Origin of the sequence: Buttiauxella sp. A111 (genome assembly GCF_014189855.1) — a bacterium.
Lineage (GTDB): Bacteria > Pseudomonadota > Gammaproteobacteria > Enterobacterales > Enterobacteriaceae > Buttiauxella > Buttiauxella selenatireducens.
This window is the reverse complement of the sequence record NZ_BJFN01000001.1, coordinates 980,156-996,814: the sequence shown is the minus strand read 5'-3', so window position 1 is coordinate 996,814 and position 16,659 is coordinate 980,156. Positions and strand designations below refer to the sequence as shown.

16 protein-coding genes and 1 tRNA gene are annotated in these 16,659 nt (G+C 50.2%); 7 read left to right on the top strand and 10 right to left on the bottom strand.

Annotation, left to right across the window (positions count from 1 at the left end):
• Positions 1-52 precede the first annotated feature (52 nt).
• Complete coding sequence (gene modE, locus BSPA111_RS04440; RefSeq protein ID WP_183269970.1) at positions 53-844, bottom strand: molybdenum-dependent transcriptional regulator; 792 nt, start codon at positions 842-844, stop codon at positions 53-55.
• Positions 845-972: 128 nt separating this feature from the next.
• On the opposite strand from modE, the gene BSPA111_RS04435 reads away from it, so the two are divergent.
• A complete protein-coding gene (locus BSPA111_RS04435; protein WP_064544922.1) occupies positions 973-1,122 on the top strand; it encodes an AcrZ family multidrug efflux pump-associated protein in 150 nt (49 codons plus the stop codon).
• A gap of 74 nt (positions 1,123-1,196) precedes the next feature.
• Here the strand turns inward: BSPA111_RS04435 and BSPA111_RS04430 are convergent, their stop codons facing one another.
• The gene (locus BSPA111_RS04430; RefSeq protein ID WP_183269969.1) at positions 1,197-2,477 is read right to left on the bottom strand and encodes a DUF445 domain-containing protein; all 1,281 of its coding nucleotides are present in this window, start codon (positions 2,475-2,477) and stop codon (positions 1,197-1,199) included.
• A gap of 208 nt (positions 2,478-2,685) precedes the next feature.
• Between BSPA111_RS04430 and umuD the strand changes: the two genes are divergently transcribed.
• Both umuD and BSPA111_RS04420 read left to right on the top strand, forming a co-directional pair.
• The gene (gene umuD, locus BSPA111_RS04425; protein WP_255459226.1) at positions 2,686-3,057 is read left to right on the top strand and encodes a translesion error-prone DNA polymerase V autoproteolytic subunit; all 372 of its coding nucleotides are present in this window, start codon (positions 2,686-2,688) and stop codon (positions 3,055-3,057) included.
• Positions 3,042-4,352, top strand: coding sequence for a Y-family DNA polymerase (locus tag BSPA111_RS04420; protein WP_183269967.1), 1,311 nt, complete (start codon positions 3,042-3,044; stop codon positions 4,350-4,352). The genes umuD and BSPA111_RS04420 overlap by 16 nt, the downstream gene beginning before the upstream one ends.
• Positions 4,353-4,398: 46 nt before the next feature.
• Here the strand turns inward: BSPA111_RS04420 and BSPA111_RS04415 are convergent.
• The 3 genes from BSPA111_RS04415 to BSPA111_RS04405 form a co-directional block, all read right to left on the bottom strand.
• A tRNA-Pro gene (locus tag BSPA111_RS04415) sits at positions 4,399-4,475 on the bottom strand.
• 74 nt (positions 4,476-4,549) lie between these two features.
• Positions 4,550-6,313, bottom strand: coding sequence for an LPS biosynthesis-modulating metalloenzyme YejM (gene yejM / locus BSPA111_RS04410; protein ID WP_183269966.1), 1,764 nt, complete (start codon positions 6,311-6,313; stop codon positions 4,550-4,552).
• 19 nt (positions 6,314-6,332) lie between these two features.
• A complete protein-coding gene (locus tag BSPA111_RS04405; protein ID WP_034458713.1) occupies positions 6,333-6,560 on the bottom strand; it encodes a YejL family protein in 228 nt (75 codons plus the stop codon).
• 335 nt (positions 6,561-6,895) lie between these two features.
• Between BSPA111_RS04405 and yejK the strand changes: the two genes are divergently transcribed.
• Complete coding sequence (gene yejK, locus BSPA111_RS04400) at positions 6,896-7,903, top strand: nucleoid-associated protein YejK (RefSeq protein ID WP_183269965.1); 1,008 nt, start codon at positions 6,896-6,898, stop codon at positions 7,901-7,903.
• A gap of 49 nt (positions 7,904-7,952) precedes the next feature.
• Here the strand turns inward: yejK and rplY are convergent, their stop codons facing one another.
• Entirely contained in the window at positions 7,953-8,237 is a 285-nt protein-coding gene (rplY, locus tag BSPA111_RS04395) for a 50S ribosomal protein L25 (RefSeq protein ID WP_183269964.1), read from the bottom strand.
• Between the two features lie 126 nt (positions 8,238-8,363).
• A complete protein-coding gene (locus BSPA111_RS04390; RefSeq protein ID WP_183269963.1) occupies positions 8,364-10,124 on the bottom strand; it encodes a DEAD/DEAH box helicase in 1,761 nt (586 codons plus the stop codon).
• 188 nt (positions 10,125-10,312) lie between these two features.
• On the opposite strand from BSPA111_RS04390, the gene rsuA reads away from it, so the two are divergent.
• From rsuA to BSPA111_RS04375, 3 genes are all read left to right on the top strand, one after another.
• Positions 10,313-11,020: a 16S rRNA pseudouridine(516) synthase RsuA gene (gene rsuA / locus BSPA111_RS04385; protein ID WP_183269962.1), complete on the top strand. Its 708-nt coding sequence runs from the start codon at positions 10,313-10,315 to the stop codon at positions 11,018-11,020.
• 15 nt (positions 11,021-11,035) lie between these two features.
• Positions 11,036-12,232, top strand: coding sequence for a Bcr/CflA family multidrug efflux MFS transporter (locus BSPA111_RS04380; protein ID WP_183269961.1), 1,197 nt, complete (start codon positions 11,036-11,038; stop codon positions 12,230-12,232).
• Positions 12,233-12,581: 349 nt separating this feature from the next.
• Positions 12,582-12,926: a YejG family protein gene (locus BSPA111_RS04375; RefSeq protein ID WP_183269960.1), complete on the top strand. Its 345-nt coding sequence runs from the start codon at positions 12,582-12,584 to the stop codon at positions 12,924-12,926.
• Positions 12,927-12,942: 16 nt separating this feature from the next.
• On the opposite strand, the gene yejF is transcribed toward BSPA111_RS04375, so the two are convergent.
• From yejF to BSPA111_RS04360, 3 genes are read right to left on the bottom strand one after another with little or no spacing between them, the layout of a single operon-like run.
• Positions 12,943-14,532, bottom strand: coding sequence for a microcin C ABC transporter ATP-binding protein YejF (yejF, locus tag BSPA111_RS04370; protein ID WP_183269959.1), 1,590 nt, complete (start codon positions 14,530-14,532; stop codon positions 12,943-12,945).
• 1 nt (position 14,533) lies between these two features.
• Positions 14,534-15,559: a microcin C ABC transporter permease gene (locus tag BSPA111_RS04365; protein ID WP_183269958.1), complete on the bottom strand. Its 1,026-nt coding sequence runs from the start codon at positions 15,557-15,559 to the stop codon at positions 14,534-14,536.
• Positions 15,556-16,653 (bottom strand): microcin C ABC transporter permease YejB, encoded by a 1,098-nt coding sequence (locus BSPA111_RS04360; protein ID WP_183269957.1) that lies wholly within the window; start codon positions 16,651-16,653, stop codon positions 15,556-15,558. The genes BSPA111_RS04365 and BSPA111_RS04360 overlap by 4 nt, the downstream gene beginning before the upstream one ends.
• Positions 16,654-16,659: the final 6 nt, after the last annotated feature.

Below are 16,659 nucleotides of genomic sequence, written 5' to 3'. Positions count from 1 at the left end.
TAAGTTTCAGATTTACGGATTGCACACTTCGTTGTCAATTCACCGGACGGATTTAGCACAGAGTGGCGATAATCACACGATCGGCATTAAAAAATGCTATGGCTTCAGAACCTTCTACCAGTTTCTGGGTTTCTACCACGTGATTAGGAACCGTTGCACACAGCGTTTGTCCGTCAGGCAGTTGCACCAGAACTTCACTTTGTTCGGCATCTTGTTGAATATTGGTGATAGTGCCGGTGAGCTGGTTGTCTGCGCCGCTGGCGCGTTGGGCGTCAGTGGTAATTTCCACCCATGGCGCTTTAATTAACACCAGTACTTCTTTGCCTTCGCTTAGCCCCAGACGTTCGGCACTTTGGCGTGTAATCGCTGCCCGCAGACGTGTGGTGCCATCAGCCAGTAGAATATCAACGTGCTGTTGTACTTGTTCGCTATCGCGATGCAGAACCGTGCCGAAAAGCTGGTTACGGGCGCTCGTTTGCAGTGAAAAACGGGAGATAGCGGCGAGCAGGCTATCAAGTGGCAGTGCGTCATCACGCAGCACATCGAAAGCTTTTTGTTGGATTTGCGCGAGCAATTCATACAGCTGAATCAGGCGTTCGCCATAGCGCGTAATCACCGCACCGCCGCCGCCTTTGCCGCCCGTCGCTCGCTCAACCAGGGTCTCGTCGCTTAGCTGATTCATCTCATTGATGGCATCCCAGGCACTTTTGTAGCTAATACCTGCGAGTTTTGCGCCCTGGCTAATTGAGCCGGTATGTTGTATTTGTTTAAGTAGCGCGATACGACGTGGATCGGCGAACAGCCGCTGCTGGAGTTTCAGCGTCAGTAAAATTTCAGCTTGCATAACCTCTCCGCAATAGTAAAAAAGTCATTTTCACCTATTGCGAGGGGTTGGGCAAATCGCACAAAAGGAGAGTGCGTTTTTCTGTCAGGTCGTTAGAATACTCGTTCTCACTTTTGTTGGAGGCATCCATGTTAGAGTTATTGAAAAGCTTGGTGTTTGCCGTGGTCATGGTGCCAATCGTAATGGCGGTGATCCTCGGTCTTATCTATGGATTGGGTGAAGTCTTTAACGTCTTCTCAAAAGTCGGTCATAACGACCAACCGAAACAACACCATTGATTTCCTGACGCCCGCTTATGCGGGCGTTGCTTTATTCTTCTCTCAAGAATATTCCCGCCAGTTTCATCTCATCTTCATAGATTCAGTAACGGTAGCGCCGCAGGTATCTGTGATAGCAGGTACAACACCAGCCCGATGGAGCCCCCAACCAGCGTGCCGTTAATGCGGATAAACTGTAAATCCTTACCAATATTCAGTTCAATTTGCCGCGACATATCTTGTGCATCCCAACTTTTGACCGTATCGCTAATGTGGTGAGTGAGGAATGTGGCGAATTCTGGTGCCATTTTTTGCACAGCTTGCTCCAGATGCTCATTCAGTGAAGCGCGCAACGCGCTGTCAGCAACCAACGTTTCCCCCAACCAAAGTCCTGCTTCTGCAATACGCTGTTTCAAGCGTGAGTCTTCAGAGTTAACGTCTGTTTTCAGCCATTGCCGTAAATCCCCCCACAGTTCACCCAGATAGCGATTGAATGCCTCATCTTCTTTTAAATAATTTTTAATGCTGTCAGCTTTTTCAGCCATTTGCGGTGAGTGTTTAAGATTCTCGATGAGTTTTAACGTCGCCCGATCAAACGCCTGCCGGATCTGATGCCCCTGGTCGTGGCTGACGTCATCTAAAAATGAATTTACCGCACTGGAAACCCATTCCGCACTGTGTTCCCCCAGCCACTCTGTTGGCAGCATTTTGGCTTTGCGCGGATGCTCTGTTTCCAGCCAACGCACAATCTGGCGGGCTATAAAAGCACGCGTGTTTTCACGTTTAATCAGCGTGATCATTTGGGCGATAACTGAATCGAGCAGTTCCTGATGGCGGTTATTTTTCGTCAGACTTTCCAGCAGTAGGGCGCTTGAATGCGTCAAATCGACTTTATCAATGGCCTTATGCACGGCCTGGCGGATCAAGCGCTGGATCCGCGCATCGTCGGTCATATCCAAAAAAGCGCTCATCACCTGCAGTAGATGCTGGCCAACCCGCTGAGCATTGTCGGGTTTGCTGAACCATTGGCCAATCATGTGTGCCGGCTCGTGGCGACGAATCAGGGCAATCAGGGATTGAGTATCGAGAAACTTCTCTTGCACAAAAATGCCAAGATTTTCGCCGATCCTGTCTTTATTTCGCGGAATAATCGCCGTATGGCGAGAAATAAAGGGAATGGGTACGCGACGAAACAGCGCCACAATGGCAAACCAGTCCGCGAGAGCCCCCACCATCGCGGCTTCAGCAATCGCTTTTAAGCCGCTAACCCAGAAGTTAGGTGGCAAAAAGAGGGTGGTCACAAACGTTACAGCAGCAATCAACAGTAAGGAAAGCGCAAGGCGCTTGGTACGTTTTAGTTCAGCTATTTTCTCCATCAGATAAGCATAGAACGGTGAAGGCTGAATCGGTAGAACAAATTTGACCCGCGATTAGCTCCACTCATTAACATGTGTATTCCTGCCAACTAAATTTTCCGCCACTTCAAATCGTTATAAGAATCTTCCTGTAAGCGGCTTGATCGGGATGTTTATTTAACGATACTGTATATATGTACAGTTATTAATTGAACCAGGGATCATGAATATGGGAGCATTTCCATCACCGGCTCAGGACTATGCAGAGCAAAGCATCGATCTTCATCAACTGTTGGTTAAGCATCCCACCGCGACCTATTTCGTCCGCGCGTCTGATGATTCGATGATTGAAGGGGGAATTGGTCATGGCGATTTACTGGTCGTCGACAGTGCCAGAACAGCAGCGCATGGCGATATTGTGATTGCGCCAGTTAACGGTGAATTCATCGTCAGGCAATTGCAAACCAGACCCACCATTCAATTAAAGCCACTCAATTGTGCTTATAAACCTATATCCCTTGCTCTTGATGAGGCGCTAGAGGTATTTGGTGTGGTCACTTACATCGTGAAATCGACGAGCCAGTTATGTTCGCCCTGGTAGATGTAAATTCATTTTACGCCAGCTGCGAAACCATTTTCAGGCCAGACCTGAAAGGTAGGCCGGTGGTCGTTTTAAGTAACAACGATGGATGCGTGGTCGCCTGCAATGCTGAGGCTAAGAGATGTGGGGTCAAAATGGGCGGCCCTTACTTCAAGCAGAAAGATCTCTTCCGCCATCATGGCGTTATCGCTTTCAGCAGTAATTACGAGCTGTACGCCGATATGTCGCACCGCGTGATGACAACACTGGAAGAAATATGCCCTCGCGTTGAGAAGTACTCTATTGACGAAGCATTCTGTGATTTTTCTGGTGTGCGTCATTGCCGCAATCTGGAGGATTTAGGACGGGAAATTTGCGCAACTCTTTTGCTGCGAACACATTTAACGGTGGGAGTCGGGGTAGCACAAACCAAAACGTTAGCGAAGCTCGCTAATCACGCCGCTAAAAAATGGCCGCAGCAAACAGGCGGTGTGGTTGACCTTTCGAACATCGAAAAACAACGCAAGCTGATGGCTTATTTCCCGGTGAGTGAAGTGTGGGGTATTGGTCGGCGTATCAGTAAAAAGCTTGATGCGATGGGGATCAAAACCACGCTGCAACTTGCAGATACTGATACGCGTTTTATACGTAAGCACTTCAGCGTGGTGCTCGAACGCACGGTGCGTGAGCTGCGCGGTGAATCTTGTCTGGGATTTGAAGAGTTTGTGCCGACGAAACAGGAAATCATCTGTTCTCGCTCATTTGGGGAGCGTCTTACAGAGTATGAAAACATGCGGCAGGCTGTTTGCAGCTACGCGGTGCGTGCCGCAGAAAAGCTTAGAGCTGAGCATCAGTATTGCCGCCATATTTCCGTATTCGTCAAAACATCACCTTTCTGTGTGAATGAGCCTTACTATGGCAACCAGGCAATGGTGAAACTCCTGACACCTACGCAGGACTCCCGAGACATTATCAGCGCTGCAATGCGTTGCCTGTGTGCTATCTGGAGAGATGGGCACCACTATCAAAAAGCCGGAGTGATGCTCGGCGACTTTTTTAGCCAGGGTGTGGCTCAACTCAATCTCTTTGATGAGAACTCGCCACGACTGAATAGTGAGGCGCTAATGCAGGCGATGGACGGCATTAATAAGAAAAGGGGAAAAGGGACGCTTTACTTTGCAGGGCAAGGCATCCAACAACCGTGGCAGATGAAAAGGGAAATGTTGTCACCACGATATACCACCCGTTTTTCAGATTTGTTGATGGTGGGGTCGCTGGCGAATATGCCTGGAGAATTTCATCATTCGAAAAATTAGCGATATAAAAAAAGCAGCCATAACAGGCTGCTTTCTAAAGTATTTTTGGTCGGCACGGAGAGATTTGAACTCTCGACCCTCGCCACCCCATGACGATGCGCTACCAGGCTGCGCTACGTGCCGACTGAAAAATAATAGTACCTATTTTGCCATTGTTTGCAAGATAATGCGTTGCTAACTGGTTCATAAATAAACAATCAATTGGCGATGAAGCGTTTCTCGTCGGTCAGGACTTGCAGCAATAAACCCAGCTGTGGCTTGGTTTCTTTGATGGTTTCGCCTTTCAAATCGTACATCCGATAGTTGCCGTTGTTATCGAGCACCAACGTCATGGTCGGCAAAGTAATCGCAAGGCTGTTATTGTCTGCACCCACTACCCAGTTATTACGTCGAGTTGCAGCAAACAGGTCTTCACCCTGTGAATACTCATTCGCTGGGTTTTTGACGTGCAGCAGACGTTGCATCAACGTGGTCATCACATCCTGATGATCGGTGAGTTTTGCGATATTTTGCGCTGGAGTGCCAGGCCAATGAATAACCAGCGGCACCTGAATACGCGAGCGCGACCAGGCGAAAGAATCCTGCTCTTTACCCAGCGGTACACCGTGACCAGCGGTAATAATCACCACCGTATTCTGGAGCTTCCCGGAAGCTTCCAACGCATCCAGCACGCGTTTAATTTGCTCATCAACGTTGCCTGCCGCACGGGTATAGCGACGGGTGAAGGCTTGCTGATTGCTGTCTGCTGTGATGTTGGTGCCATTAAAGGCAACCCAGGAGAACCAGCGGTTATCGTCAGATGCGTATTGCGTCAGCCAGTTAATCCATTGTGAGGCCGTTTGTGCGTCAGACTGGCTTTGCGCGGAAGGCAAAGAGAAGTCAGATAACAAAGCCTGGCGATACATTGAAGAATCGAAGCCATCGGAAGCAAAAAGCCCCAATTGATAGCCTTGCTGGTTCAATGCCGTAATCAATGCCGCAGGGGTGCGGGAGGATAAAACACCGTCCATGTAGGCCGGCGAAATACCATAGAACAGGCCAAAGATGCCGTTATCAGTACCATTACCCGCGCTCATATGCTGCGTGAAGTTAATGTTGTTGCTCGCGAATTGGCTCAGGTTCGGCAGATCTTTCTGTGCATGTTCGGCATTCAGACCATCGACAGTAATCAGCAATACATTACTGCCCGTTCCCATATCGCGGAATTGCAGGTCACTCAGTGGATACTGCACCGAAACGGCTTCAGGATTACCCTGTTCCACGAGGCGGCGCTGGTACTCTTTCGCATCCAGCAGGCCATGTTTTTCGAGGAAGCGGCGGGCCGTCATCGGGTAGGAAAGTGGGAGGTTCGCGCGCTGCATGGTAATCGGGCGATAGAAATTCGCATCTGCCCAGATATACATAATGTGGCTGCTGAAGAAGGCGACAAAGAACAGCACGACGACCGGTTTTGCATAGTGCTTGCGACGCCCGAGGCTGCGCAGTTTCTGCCAACTCCAGGTCGCAAACAGCATTTCAATCAGTAAAATCACCGGCACGCTGATAAACATCAGCTGCCAGTCTCGCGCCATCTCACTCTGGTCTGGGTTAATCACCAGTTCCCAGACAATCGGATTAAGATGGAGATGGAAACGAGTAAAGACTTCACTGTCGATAAGCAGCAGCGTCATACCTGCGGTGGCAAGCGCTGCAGAGACAAAACGCATCAAACGTTGTGACATCACAACAAACGTCAGCGGGAAGAGGATCAGCAAATACGTGGCGAAAACCACAAAGCTGAAATGGCCGATAACCGTCAGCCAGGAATAAATACGACCCGTGAGCGTTGTCGGCCAGTCGGCGACAAACAGATAGCGGCTACCCAGCAGCGTTGCCAGCAGGATATTGAACAGGGCGAACCAATGTCCCCAACTGACCATCTGGGAAACTTTTTCGCGGTAGCGCTGACGGTTAGTCACCATAACGTGTAACTACGATCCCTTAATGAGCTTTGTCTTCGCTCACGGAGGCTTGTAACGCCTCAGCGAAAGAGCGAGCCAGCGAGCGGCGCTGAGCAGAAGCTACGCTGGTATTAATCAGGTTGGTGACCATATTTCCCAGTACCATCAGGGAAAGATCGGTTGGCGTTTGGTGCTTTTCCAGCACGCTTGCCAGTTCACTCAACAGTTCTTCGACGCGTTCGTCACTATAACGGGATATTTGTGGCATAAATTAACAATCAATTAGAATCGGGAAAGGGCGTTATCTTACCGTAGCAGGCGCGATTTTTCTGCTTTTTTATCTCCCCGTCATACTTTGAGTCACAGGTGCGTTGGCTGCTCTCTTATTCGGCCCATCGTGGGCCTCACCCCTTCGGGGCCGCTGCAAGCAGCGTTCAAATCTGTTCCTGACAGATTTGTCACCCGAATCACTTACTAAGGTAAGCTCATCGGGATTTACTCAATTGCCGCCTTCCTGAGCCTCAAATTATTTAGGGGATGGAGATGTTGCAGAAGGCTTCTGGCAATGGTTGAATACCGCCGAGTCTAAAAGGAGAGTTTATCATGAGTCTGGATATCAACCAGATTGCCTTACACCAGTTGATCAAACGCGGCGAACAGACACTTGAAGTTGTGCTGCGCGATTCTCTGTTGGCAACGAACGGCGCCGTAGAAGAAATGATGGCCGAATTGCACCGCGTCTACAGTGCAAAAAATAAAGCATATGGTCTGTTCAGCGAAGAGAGTGAATTAGCAGAAGCGTTGCGCTCGCAGCGTAAAGGCGATGAGGATTTCCTGGCGTTCAGTCGTGCTGCGACGGGTCGCTTACGTGATGAGCTGGCGAAGTATCCTTTTGCTGACGGCGGCATCGTGCTGTTTTGCCAATACCGTTATTTGGCCGTGGAATATTTGCTGGTGGCGGTGCTGAATAATTTAAGCAGCATGCGTGTCAACGAAGAGCTGGATATCAGTTCCACCCATTATCTGGACATCAACCACGCAGATATCGTGGCGCGTATTGATTTGACCGAATGGGAAACCAATCCTGAGTCCACTCGTTACCTGACTTTCCTGAAAGGGCGAGTAGGGCGCAAAGTTGCCGATTTCTTTATGGATTTCCTGGGTGCCAGCGAAGGTTTGAACGCCAAAGCGCAAAACAAGGGCCTGTTGCAGGCGTTAGATGATTTCACTAACGAAGCGCAACTGGATAAAAACGAGCGTCAGGCTGCACGTCAGCAGGTTTATGCGTATTGCAATGAGCAGCTCCAGGCGGGAGAAGAGATCGAGCTTTCTTCACTTGCGGATGAGTTGCCGTGGGCAGTCGATGATAAAAACTTCCAGCAGTTCACTGCTGATAAAGGCTATGAGCTGGAAGAGAGTTTCCCGGCTGACCGTAGCACGTTGCGTCAGTTAACCAAATTTGCCGGTAGCGGCGGTGGGTTGACGATTAACTTTGATTCGATGTTATTAGGCGAACGCATTTTCTGGGATCCCGCGACCGATACGCTGACCATTAAAGGCACACCGCCGAATCTGCGCGATCAGTTGCAGCGCCGGAGCTCTGGTAAGTAACCATAAAAAAACCCGCCGAGGCGGGTTTTTTTTCGAGCTAAATTCGCGATTAAGCGCGAACGAAGTCGATGTGGCTCAGTTTTGGCTTGAACGGGTGACGCTGAACAGCCTGAACTTTAACCTTAACTTCTTTACCGTCTACAACCAGAGTCAGAACTTCTTCGTAGAAACCTGGTTTAGTTTGCAGGTTCATTACGTTGTCGTGATCCAGTTCGATAGAGATCGCAGCTTCGGAACCACCATAGATGATTGCCGGGAATTTGTTAGCTGCACGCAGGCGGCGGCTCGCACCCTTGCCCTGCTCTTTGCGTTCTACTGCATTGATAGTAAACATTAACTGTTTCTCTCTTAAATAATCCTGTTACAGGCGACCCAGCAACAGGTAAGTGATCTGCCTTGCGGATGCAAAAGCGGGCGGGATTATAGCCATATCTGCCCCAGGCTTCAATGAAAAGTACCTTTAGCCGCGCAATTCATTCGCACGGCGGAAGCGGCCTTCGTAATCAAATACCTTTTCCCGCACGTTCCAGAAGTTGCCGTTCTTACGCGCAACGACAAAATCTGGATGACGGAGAGCGGACTGTTGTGCCACGACATCAGCGGCGTTTATCCAGCGTAGCGGTACGCCGGGGGTACGGCTGTGTGGCCGAATAAAGATCTGTTCAAACGCCATTCGCTGGGCGGGCGTTTGCAGGCGGAATCGCTCGCTGACATCCGCGCCATCTTCATCAAAGTAGGTAATCTTTAGCCACTCGCCTTTGTCATCACCGCCATGTTGCAGCGTCATGCCACCACAGCGCAGCACCAGTGCATCTTTTAATTTCAATGCGGCTTTCAACATATCATCAGGATCGACCAGAACCTGGTCGCACTGGTGGCAGCGGCGCGCAGCAATATCATTTTCAGCATTACATTGTGGGCAATTTTTAAAGCGGAAGCGGAAATCGCATTGTTCACGCGTACCTTCGTCATCTTCAAACCACCCCTGGCAGCGGCGGCCAAAATGTTCAATCAATGTGCCATCGCTGGTGGTTTTGCCCCAGAACGTGTTGGCAAAACCACAGGATGGACAGAATACCTGCACTGGCACATTGTCGCTTTTGCCTTTCGCTGCCCCGACTTCAGGGGTGAATAAATCATGAGGATTACCCGCGTAATCCAGAATCAAACAATCTTTTTTCCCCGGTGCCAGACGCAACCCACGACCCACAATTTGCTGATACAGACTCACGGACTCGGTCGGTCGTAAAATAGCAATCAAATCGACATGAGGAGCGTCAAAACCGGTGGTGAGCACCGAAACGTTGACCAGAAAACGGAATTGCTGGTTCTTAAATGCTTCTATTAATGTATCGCGCGCAGGGCCTGGGGTATCGGCGGTAATCAGTGCTGCATCGGTTGCGGGCAGCAGAGCGGTGACTTCTTTGGCATGTTCAACCGTCGAGGCAAAAATCATTACGCCGCGTCTGTCGGTCGCAAATTCAACAATCTGACTGATGATGTGCGGCGTTATGCGCTTTTGCTGTTTTAACTCGCGATTAAGATCCGCTTCGCTGAACAAGCCGTTAGATTGCGCCTGCAAACGGCTGAAATCGTACTGCACGACGGGCATATCGAGCCTTTCGGGCGGCGTTAAATAGCCGTGCTTAATCATGTAGCGCAGCGGGAGCTCATATATGCAGTCACGGAACAGGGCATTTTCGTTACCCCGGACCATGCCGTGATAGTGAAAATGGTAAATCCAGCCTTTCCCAAGGCGATAAGGCGTGGCGGTTAGCCCTAGCAGACGCAGCTTAGGATTTGCCGTGCGTAAATGGGCAAGGATTTGCTGATACTGGCTGTCGTCGGAGTCGCCGATGCGGTGGCATTCGTCAACAATCAGTAAGGAAAACTCACCGTGGAACTGCTCCAGATTACGCGCCACCGACTGTACACTGCCAAAAACCACTTTGCCGTGGCTCTCTTTGCGTTGCAGACCCGCTGCAAAAATGTCGGCTTCCAGTCCAAGCGCACAATATTTAGCGTGGTTTTGTGCGACCAACTCTTTGACATGCGCCAGGACCAGTACGCGCCCACGAGCCACTCGGGCGAGTTCGGCAATCACCAGGCTTTTTCCGGCACCCGTCGGCAACACAATGACCGCAGGCGTAGTGTGTTTGCGGAAATAGTGCAGGGTGGCGTCCACAGCTTCTTGTTGGTAGGGGCGTAAGGTAAAAGACATTGTCACTCAATCTGAAGAAAAATAACGCGTTCAATTATGCCATGGTAAGCGTTTTACCTTGAGAGAGTTTTTGTTGCCGCTATACTGGCAAACTAATTAACAGGCGAACGATTTTTACCACTTGAAAACGGGCTTACGCCCTGTCGGCTATTTCGTGCTGGCACCTCTTTGAAACAGGCAATATTTTAATGCGACTCGATAAATTTATCTCTCAGCAGCTTGGCGTGAGCCGTGCTATTTCTGGCCGTGAAATCCGTGCGAGCCGTGTCACCATTGATGGTGAAGTTGTGCGTGACGCTTCTTTCAAACTGAACCCTGAACATCAGGTTGAGTTTGATGGCCGTTCGTTGACTCAGCAAAATGGCCCTCGCTACTTTATGCTTAATAAGCCGCAGGGGTATGTTTGCTCCACCGAAGACCCGGATCATCCAACCGTGCTGTATTTCCTGGATGAGCCGATGGCGCATAAATTGCACGCTGCCGGGCGTCTGGATATCGACACTACAGGCCTTGTGCTGATGACCGATGATGGCCAATGGTCACACCGTATTACTTCTCCGCGCCATCATTGCGAAAAAACCTATTTAGTGTCGCTTGAGAATCCGATCTCCGATGACACGGCAGAACAATTCGCTGCTGGAGTTCAACTGCATAATGAAAAAGATCTGACGCTGCCTGCGGTACTTGAAGTCATTACCCCGCAGGAAGTCCGTCTGACCATCAGCGAAGGGCGTTATCACCAGGTAAAACGCATGTTCGCGGCAGTGGGCAACCATGTGGTGGGTTTACATCGTGAGCGTATTGGCGCCATTGCCATGGATGCGGATCTCGCGCCGGGTGAATACCGTCCATTAACTGAAGAAGAAATTGCCAGCGTAGGCTTACCGCCGCGTTGATTCCAGGAGGATGTGTTGAGCAGTAAGCAAAACTCGTCAATCGGTATTGTGGTGATACTTGGCCTGCTGGCCATGTTGATGCCGTTATCAATAGATATGTACCTGCCAGCGTTACCGGTCATCGCCTCGGAATTTGGCGTGCCAGCAGGCAGCGCACAAATGACGCTAAGTACATATATTCTTGGCTTTGCTATTGGTCAGCTCTTTTATGGCCCGATGGCAGACAGCATTGGCCGTAAACCGGTTGTGCTGGGAGGTACGTTAGTCTTTGCGGCGGCGGCGATTGCTTGTGCACTCTCACAAACGATTGATCATTTGATCGCGATGCGCTTCCTGCATGGTCTTGCTGCGGCTGCCGCAAGTGTCGTTATAAACGCTTTGATGCGCGATATTTATCCAAAAGAAGAGTTTTCACGCATGATGTCGTTTGTCATGCTGATTACGACGATTGCGCCACTGGTGGCACCCATGGTCGGTGGGGCGGTGCTGGTGTGGTTTAGCTGGCATGCCATCTTTTGGATTCTGGCGTTGGCAGCACTGCTTGCCTCAGCGATGATTTTCTTCCTGATCCATGAAACGCTACCGGTAGAACGGCGGCAGAAGTTTCATTTGCGCACGACGATAGGCAACTTCGCAACACTGTTCCGCCACAAACGTGTGCTGAGCTATATGTTGGCGAGTGGCTTTAGCTTTGCGGCGATGTTCTCATTTTTGAGCGCCGGGCCATTTGTTTACATCGAGCTCAATCACGTCGCGCCGCAGCATTTTGGTTACTACTTTGCGCTTAACATCGTGTTTTTGATCGTGATGACACTGATCAATAGCCGCTTCGTGCGCCGCTTTGGTCCACTGGCGATGTTCCGCTTTGGGTTGTTTGTGCAATTTGCTATGGCAATCTGGCTGGTTGTGAGCACAGGACTGGGGTTAGGTTTTTGGTCAATGGTGCTGGGAGTGGCCGTATTTGTTGGCTGTGTGTCGATGGTGTCGTCAAATGCGATGGCGGTCATTCTTGATGAATTTCCCCATATGGCAGGGACGGCGTCTTCGCTGGCGGGCACGTTCCGCTTTGGTATCGGTGCATTAACCGGCGCGCTTTTATCTATCGCAACCTTTAACTCCGCGTGGCCAATGATTTGGTCGATTGCGGTGTGCGCAACATGCTCGATCGTTTTCTATCTCTACGCCAGCCGTCCCCGACTCGCCACTAATTAGTCCTAAAGTGTAAAAACGGGTATCGCCAGATACCCGTTCTTTAATCTAAATCAACGAAAATTCCCTTCGAATGCCTACAATTTGTTTCTCAAATGTAAACGCATCAACAACAAAAAGTCATATTCTTGTAGTTAAAAAGGTTGAGTTAGATCGAAGAAAGCGTTACATATAGCGCCGAAACGTGTGCAGCACCACAAAAGTAAAACGTTAAAAATGAAATGGTAGACAAATAATTACAACGGATGTAAGCGGTTTTCAACTGTGTTTACACACAAGTAATCAACATTGTGTTAACCTTTATGTAAATCGTTTGTGAAAATATTTTGAGTTTTTCCAGGGGAATACCATAGTGAATACGTTACAACTTTCCATCGTTCATCGTTTACCGCACAGGTATCGTTGGCTGGCGGGTTTTGCAGGGTCCAGAGTTGAACCGATTCCGCAAAATGGGCCGAATGCTGAAAATTGCCTGATTGGTCTAAAATTGCTGAGCGACACCAGCGATGCCGCATGGCCGACGATGCACAAGCTAAGCCTGGCCTTGCGAGATATTGAAGTGGATTGTTCTGTTGTGGAATGTGAAGGCGAGCCGTGCTTGTTTGTAAATCGCCAGGATGAACTTGCCGCAACGTGCCGACTGAAAAATTTTGGCGTCGCCATCGCGGAGTCTTTCTCCAGCGCGAATCCTTTTTAACTGTAAAACCTGCGTGTCAGGCAAGCGCAAGTAACTGGCGTGTGTATTCCGCCTGAGGTGCAGCGAAAATCTGCTGACATGCCCCTTGCTCGACCACTTCTCCCTGCCGCAGTACCACAATCTGATGGCACAACGACTTCACCACGCGCAGATCATGGCTGATAAAAATGTAGGCCAGCTGATGCTTTTCTTGTAACGATTTCAGCAATGCCAGAATTTGCGCTTGCACGGAACGGTCAAGAGATGACGTCGGCTCATCCAGAATAATCAATTCCGGTTGCAAAATGAGTGCGCGGGCTATGGCGATGCGCTGTCTTTGCCCGCCTGAAAATTCAGCCGGATAGCGGTGCATTGTTTGCGGATCTAACCCCACTTCTTGCATAGCGACGATCACTTTCTGCTCACGTTCAGCCGCACTTAACGCAGGCTGATGGACGCGCAAACCCTCTTCAATGATCTGCAAAACATCAAGCCGCGGATTGAGCGACGAATTGGGATCCTGGAAGACCACTTGTATACGGTTGCGCAGCGGCAGCAGTTTTTTGCGATTAAGGTCGTGCAACGGTTTACCGTCAAACCAAATCTCTCCGCTGGAGTGAATAAGGCGTAACAGTGCAAGTCCCGTCGTGCTTTTCCCGGAGCCTGACTCTCCAACCAACCCGATGCTTTCACCCGCACGCAGCGCAAAACTCAGATTTTTTATCCCATAGTTAAAGCCGACTGTTTTCCTGAGCAGCCCGCGGCGAATCGGGAAAGCGACCTGTAAATCATGAACCGTTAATAGCGGCGTGTTGGTTTCATCGACCGGGCGCGGAGTCCCCACTGGTTCTGCTGCCAACAATTGTTGGGTATAAGGGTGCTGCGGTGCCGCTAACAATATGGTCGTCGAGTTTTGTTCAACACACTTTCCGTTACGCATCACGGCAACGTTATCAGCCAACTTTTTGACGATATTCAGGTTATGAGTGATAAAGAGCAGGCCCATATTCAGCTCTTGCTTGAGTTCTTTCAGCAATTGCAGGATCTGCGCCTGAACCGTGACATCCAGTGCCGTTGTGGGCTCGTCGGCAATCAGTAATTCCGGGCGCGTCAGCAACGCCATAGCAATCATCACGCGTTGGCGTTCCCCCCCAGAAAGCTGATGCGGAAAGTCAGTTAAACGGCTTGCCGCGTTGCGAACACCGACTCGATCAAGACAGGTCAGCATTTCAGCGCGAGCGGCTTCCCGGCGCATCCCCCGATGGAGCGATAACACTTCGTAAAGCTGCTTTTCGATATTGTGCAGTGGATTAAGCGAAACCATCGGTTCCTGAAAAATCATGGCAATTTTATTACCACGCACGCTGCGCAGGGTGCGCTCAGGCGCATGCAACAGCTCCTGGCCTTTAAAAAAAATCTCCCCTGACGGATAAATCACCGGCGGAGCAGGCAACAAACGCAGCACTGATAGCGCAGTAACGCTTTTCCCGGAACCCGATTCCCCGACTAATGCCAGCGTTTCACCGGCATTCACTTCAAGGGATAAATCGTCCACCACTTGCCGGACGATATTACCGCTACGGAAGGCGACAGACAGATGATTGATGGACAGCAATGGAGTTGTCATCTCAGTACACCTTGCTTGGGTCGAAGGCGTCGCGCACGGCTTCACCAATAAAAATGAGGAGTGTCAGTAAGATGGCCAGCGAGAGGAACGCGGTGATGCCAAGCCACGGAGCCTGAAGATTATTTTTGCCTTGCAACAGCAGTTCACCCAGTGACGGTGAGCCGAGCGGTAAGCCGAAACCGAGGAAATCCAGCGAGGTGAGGGTGGTAATCGAACCGCAAAGGATAAATGGCAAAAATGTCAGCGTAGCGACCATGGCGTTGGGTAGCATATGGCGGATAATTATCGATCCGTCACTCACGCCCATCGCCTGGGCTGCCCGAATGTAATCGAAGTTGCGGGTACGCAAAAACTCAGCGCGCACCACACCGACCAGACCCATCCAGCCAAACAGAACCGTAATACCGAGTAGCCACCAGAAATTCGGCTGGATGACGCTTGAAAGCAGAATGATGAGGAAGAGTGTCGGCATCCCCGACCACACTTCAATAAATCGCTGGCCCCACAAATCCACTCGTCCGCCGTAATAACCTTGTACTGCGCCAGCCAGTATTCCAATGACGCTGGATAAAATCGTCAACATCAGGCCGAACAGAATGGAAATACGCGTGCCATACAAAATCCGCGCCAGCACATCGCCGCCGTTGGCATCAGTCCCAAGCCAGTTTTGACTGCTCGGGGGGGAAGGGAAGGGGACAGTGGTGGCAAAGTTAATCGCATTGTAGCCAAAGCGGATCGGTGCCCACACCACCCATCCTTTTTGGTTCAGGCGTTCTGCAAGCCAGGGATCCTGATAATCCGCAGGTGTCGCCAGAGGGCCACCAAAATCACTTTCGCTGTAATTGGCAATAAACGGAAAATAGAGACGTTCCTGATAATGCACGACCAACGGGCGATCATTCGCAATCAGTTCTGAACCCAGAGTGAGTAAAAAAAGAATGGCGAAAACCCACAACGACCAATAGCCGCGCTTATTATGCCGAAACCGTGCCCAGCGGGCTTGATTAACAGGACTTAAATGGCTCATCCACGGCCCTCGAAATCAATACGTGGATCAACCAGCGTATAAGTAATGTCGCTCAGAATATTCAGCAGCAAGCCAATCAGGGTGAAAATGTACAAGGTCCCAAACATCACCGGATAGTCGCGAGAAAGGGTCGAGTCATATCCCAGCAAGCCCAGTCCGTTTAGCGAAAACATCACTTCGATAAGCAACGAGCCGGTAAAAAACATACTGATGAACGTGGCAGGAAAACCGGCAATCACTAACAGCATTGCGTTGCGGAATACATGGCGATAGAGAATTTTACTTTCATCCAACCCTTTGGCTCGCGCAGTGACCACGTATTGCTTGCGAATTTCATCCAGAAACGAGTTTTTGGTCAACATCGTCAAGGTCGCAAAGCCCCCGACCACGGTCGCCAGCACCGGTAATGTAATGTGCCAGAGATAATCCATGATTTTGCCGTACCACGGCAGGGTATCGAAATTCGTTGATACCAGGCCACGCAGCGGGAACCAGTCCAGATAACTGCCGCCAGCAAACAACACAATCAGCAAGATAGCGAACAAGAATGCAGGGATCGCGTAGCCGATGATAATAAACGTGCTGCTCCAGACATCAAAAGCACTGCCATTGCTGACGGCTTTTCGGATTCCGAGCGGGATCGACACCATGTAGATAATTAAGGTGCTCCACAAACCAATTGAGATAGACACCGGCAAGCTGTCTTTAATCAGATGCAGAACGGAAGCGCTGCGGAACAGGCTGTTGCCAAAATCAAAACGTAGATAATCCCCGAGCATTTTGAAATAGCGTTCATGAATCGGTTTATCGAAACCGTAGCGGTGAGTAATTTCGGCAATGACTTCCGGGTCAAGGCCACGAGCGCCGCGGTACTGGCTGTCGCCAACATTTCCGACACCGACTCGGGCATGACCGCTTCCCATAGAATCCGTCGTTAAACCGGGGACTCCTGCGCCGTGGCCAAATTGAATCGCCGCGATCGCCTGATCTACAGGGCCACCAGGTGCAATCTGTACGATGAAAAAATTGATGGTGATAATTGCCCACAGTGTCGGGATTATCAGCAGCAAACGACGTAACAGATAGCTTCCCATAGATAC

Excerpts from the sequence above, each read along its gene's own strand:
- BSPA111_RS04390 (WP_183269963.1), bottom strand. The coding sequence starts at position 10,124 with ATGTCTTTTACCTTACGCCCCTACCAACAAGAAGCTGTGGACGCCACC.
- BSPA111_RS04360 (WP_183269957.1), bottom strand. The coding sequence starts at position 16,653 with ATGGGAAGCTATCTGTTACGTCGTTTGCTGCTGATAATCCCGACACTG.
- BSPA111_RS04365 (WP_183269958.1), bottom strand. The coding sequence starts at position 15,559 with ATGAGCCATTTAAGTCCTGTTAATCAAGCCCGCTGGGCACGGTTTCGG.
- yejK (WP_183269965.1), top strand. The coding sequence starts at position 6,896 with ATGAGTCTGGATATCAACCAGATTGCCTTACACCAGTTGATCAAACGC.
- rsuA (WP_183269962.1), top strand. The coding sequence starts at position 10,313 with ATGCGACTCGATAAATTTATCTCTCAGCAGCTTGGCGTGAGCCGTGCT.
- umuD (WP_255459226.1), top strand. The coding sequence starts at position 2,686 with ATGGGAGCATTTCCATCACCGGCTCAGGACTATGCAGAGCAAAGCATC.
- BSPA111_RS04405 (WP_034458713.1), bottom strand. The coding sequence starts at position 6,560 with ATGCCACAAATATCCCGTTATAGTGACGAACGCGTCGAAGAACTGTTG.
- yejF (WP_183269959.1), bottom strand. The coding sequence starts at position 14,532 with ATGACAACTCCATTGCTGTCCATCAATCATCTGTCTGTCGCCTTCCGT.
- yejM (WP_183269966.1), bottom strand. The coding sequence starts at position 6,313 with ATGGTGACTAACCGTCAGCGCTACCGCGAAAAAGTTTCCCAGATGGTC.
- rplY (WP_183269964.1), bottom strand. The coding sequence starts at position 8,237 with ATGTTTACTATCAATGCAGTAGAACGCAAAGAGCAGGGCAAGGGTGCG.
- BSPA111_RS04435 (WP_064544922.1), top strand. The coding sequence starts at position 973 with ATGTTAGAGTTATTGAAAAGCTTGGTGTTTGCCGTGGTCATGGTGCCA.
- BSPA111_RS04420 (WP_183269967.1), top strand. The coding sequence starts at position 3,042 with ATGTTCGCCCTGGTAGATGTAAATTCATTTTACGCCAGCTGCGAAACC.
- modE (WP_183269970.1), bottom strand. The coding sequence starts at position 844 with ATGCAAGCTGAAATTTTACTGACGCTGAAACTCCAGCAGCGGCTGTTC.
- BSPA111_RS04430 (WP_183269969.1), bottom strand. The coding sequence starts at position 2,477 with ATGGAGAAAATAGCTGAACTAAAACGTACCAAGCGCCTTGCGCTTTCC.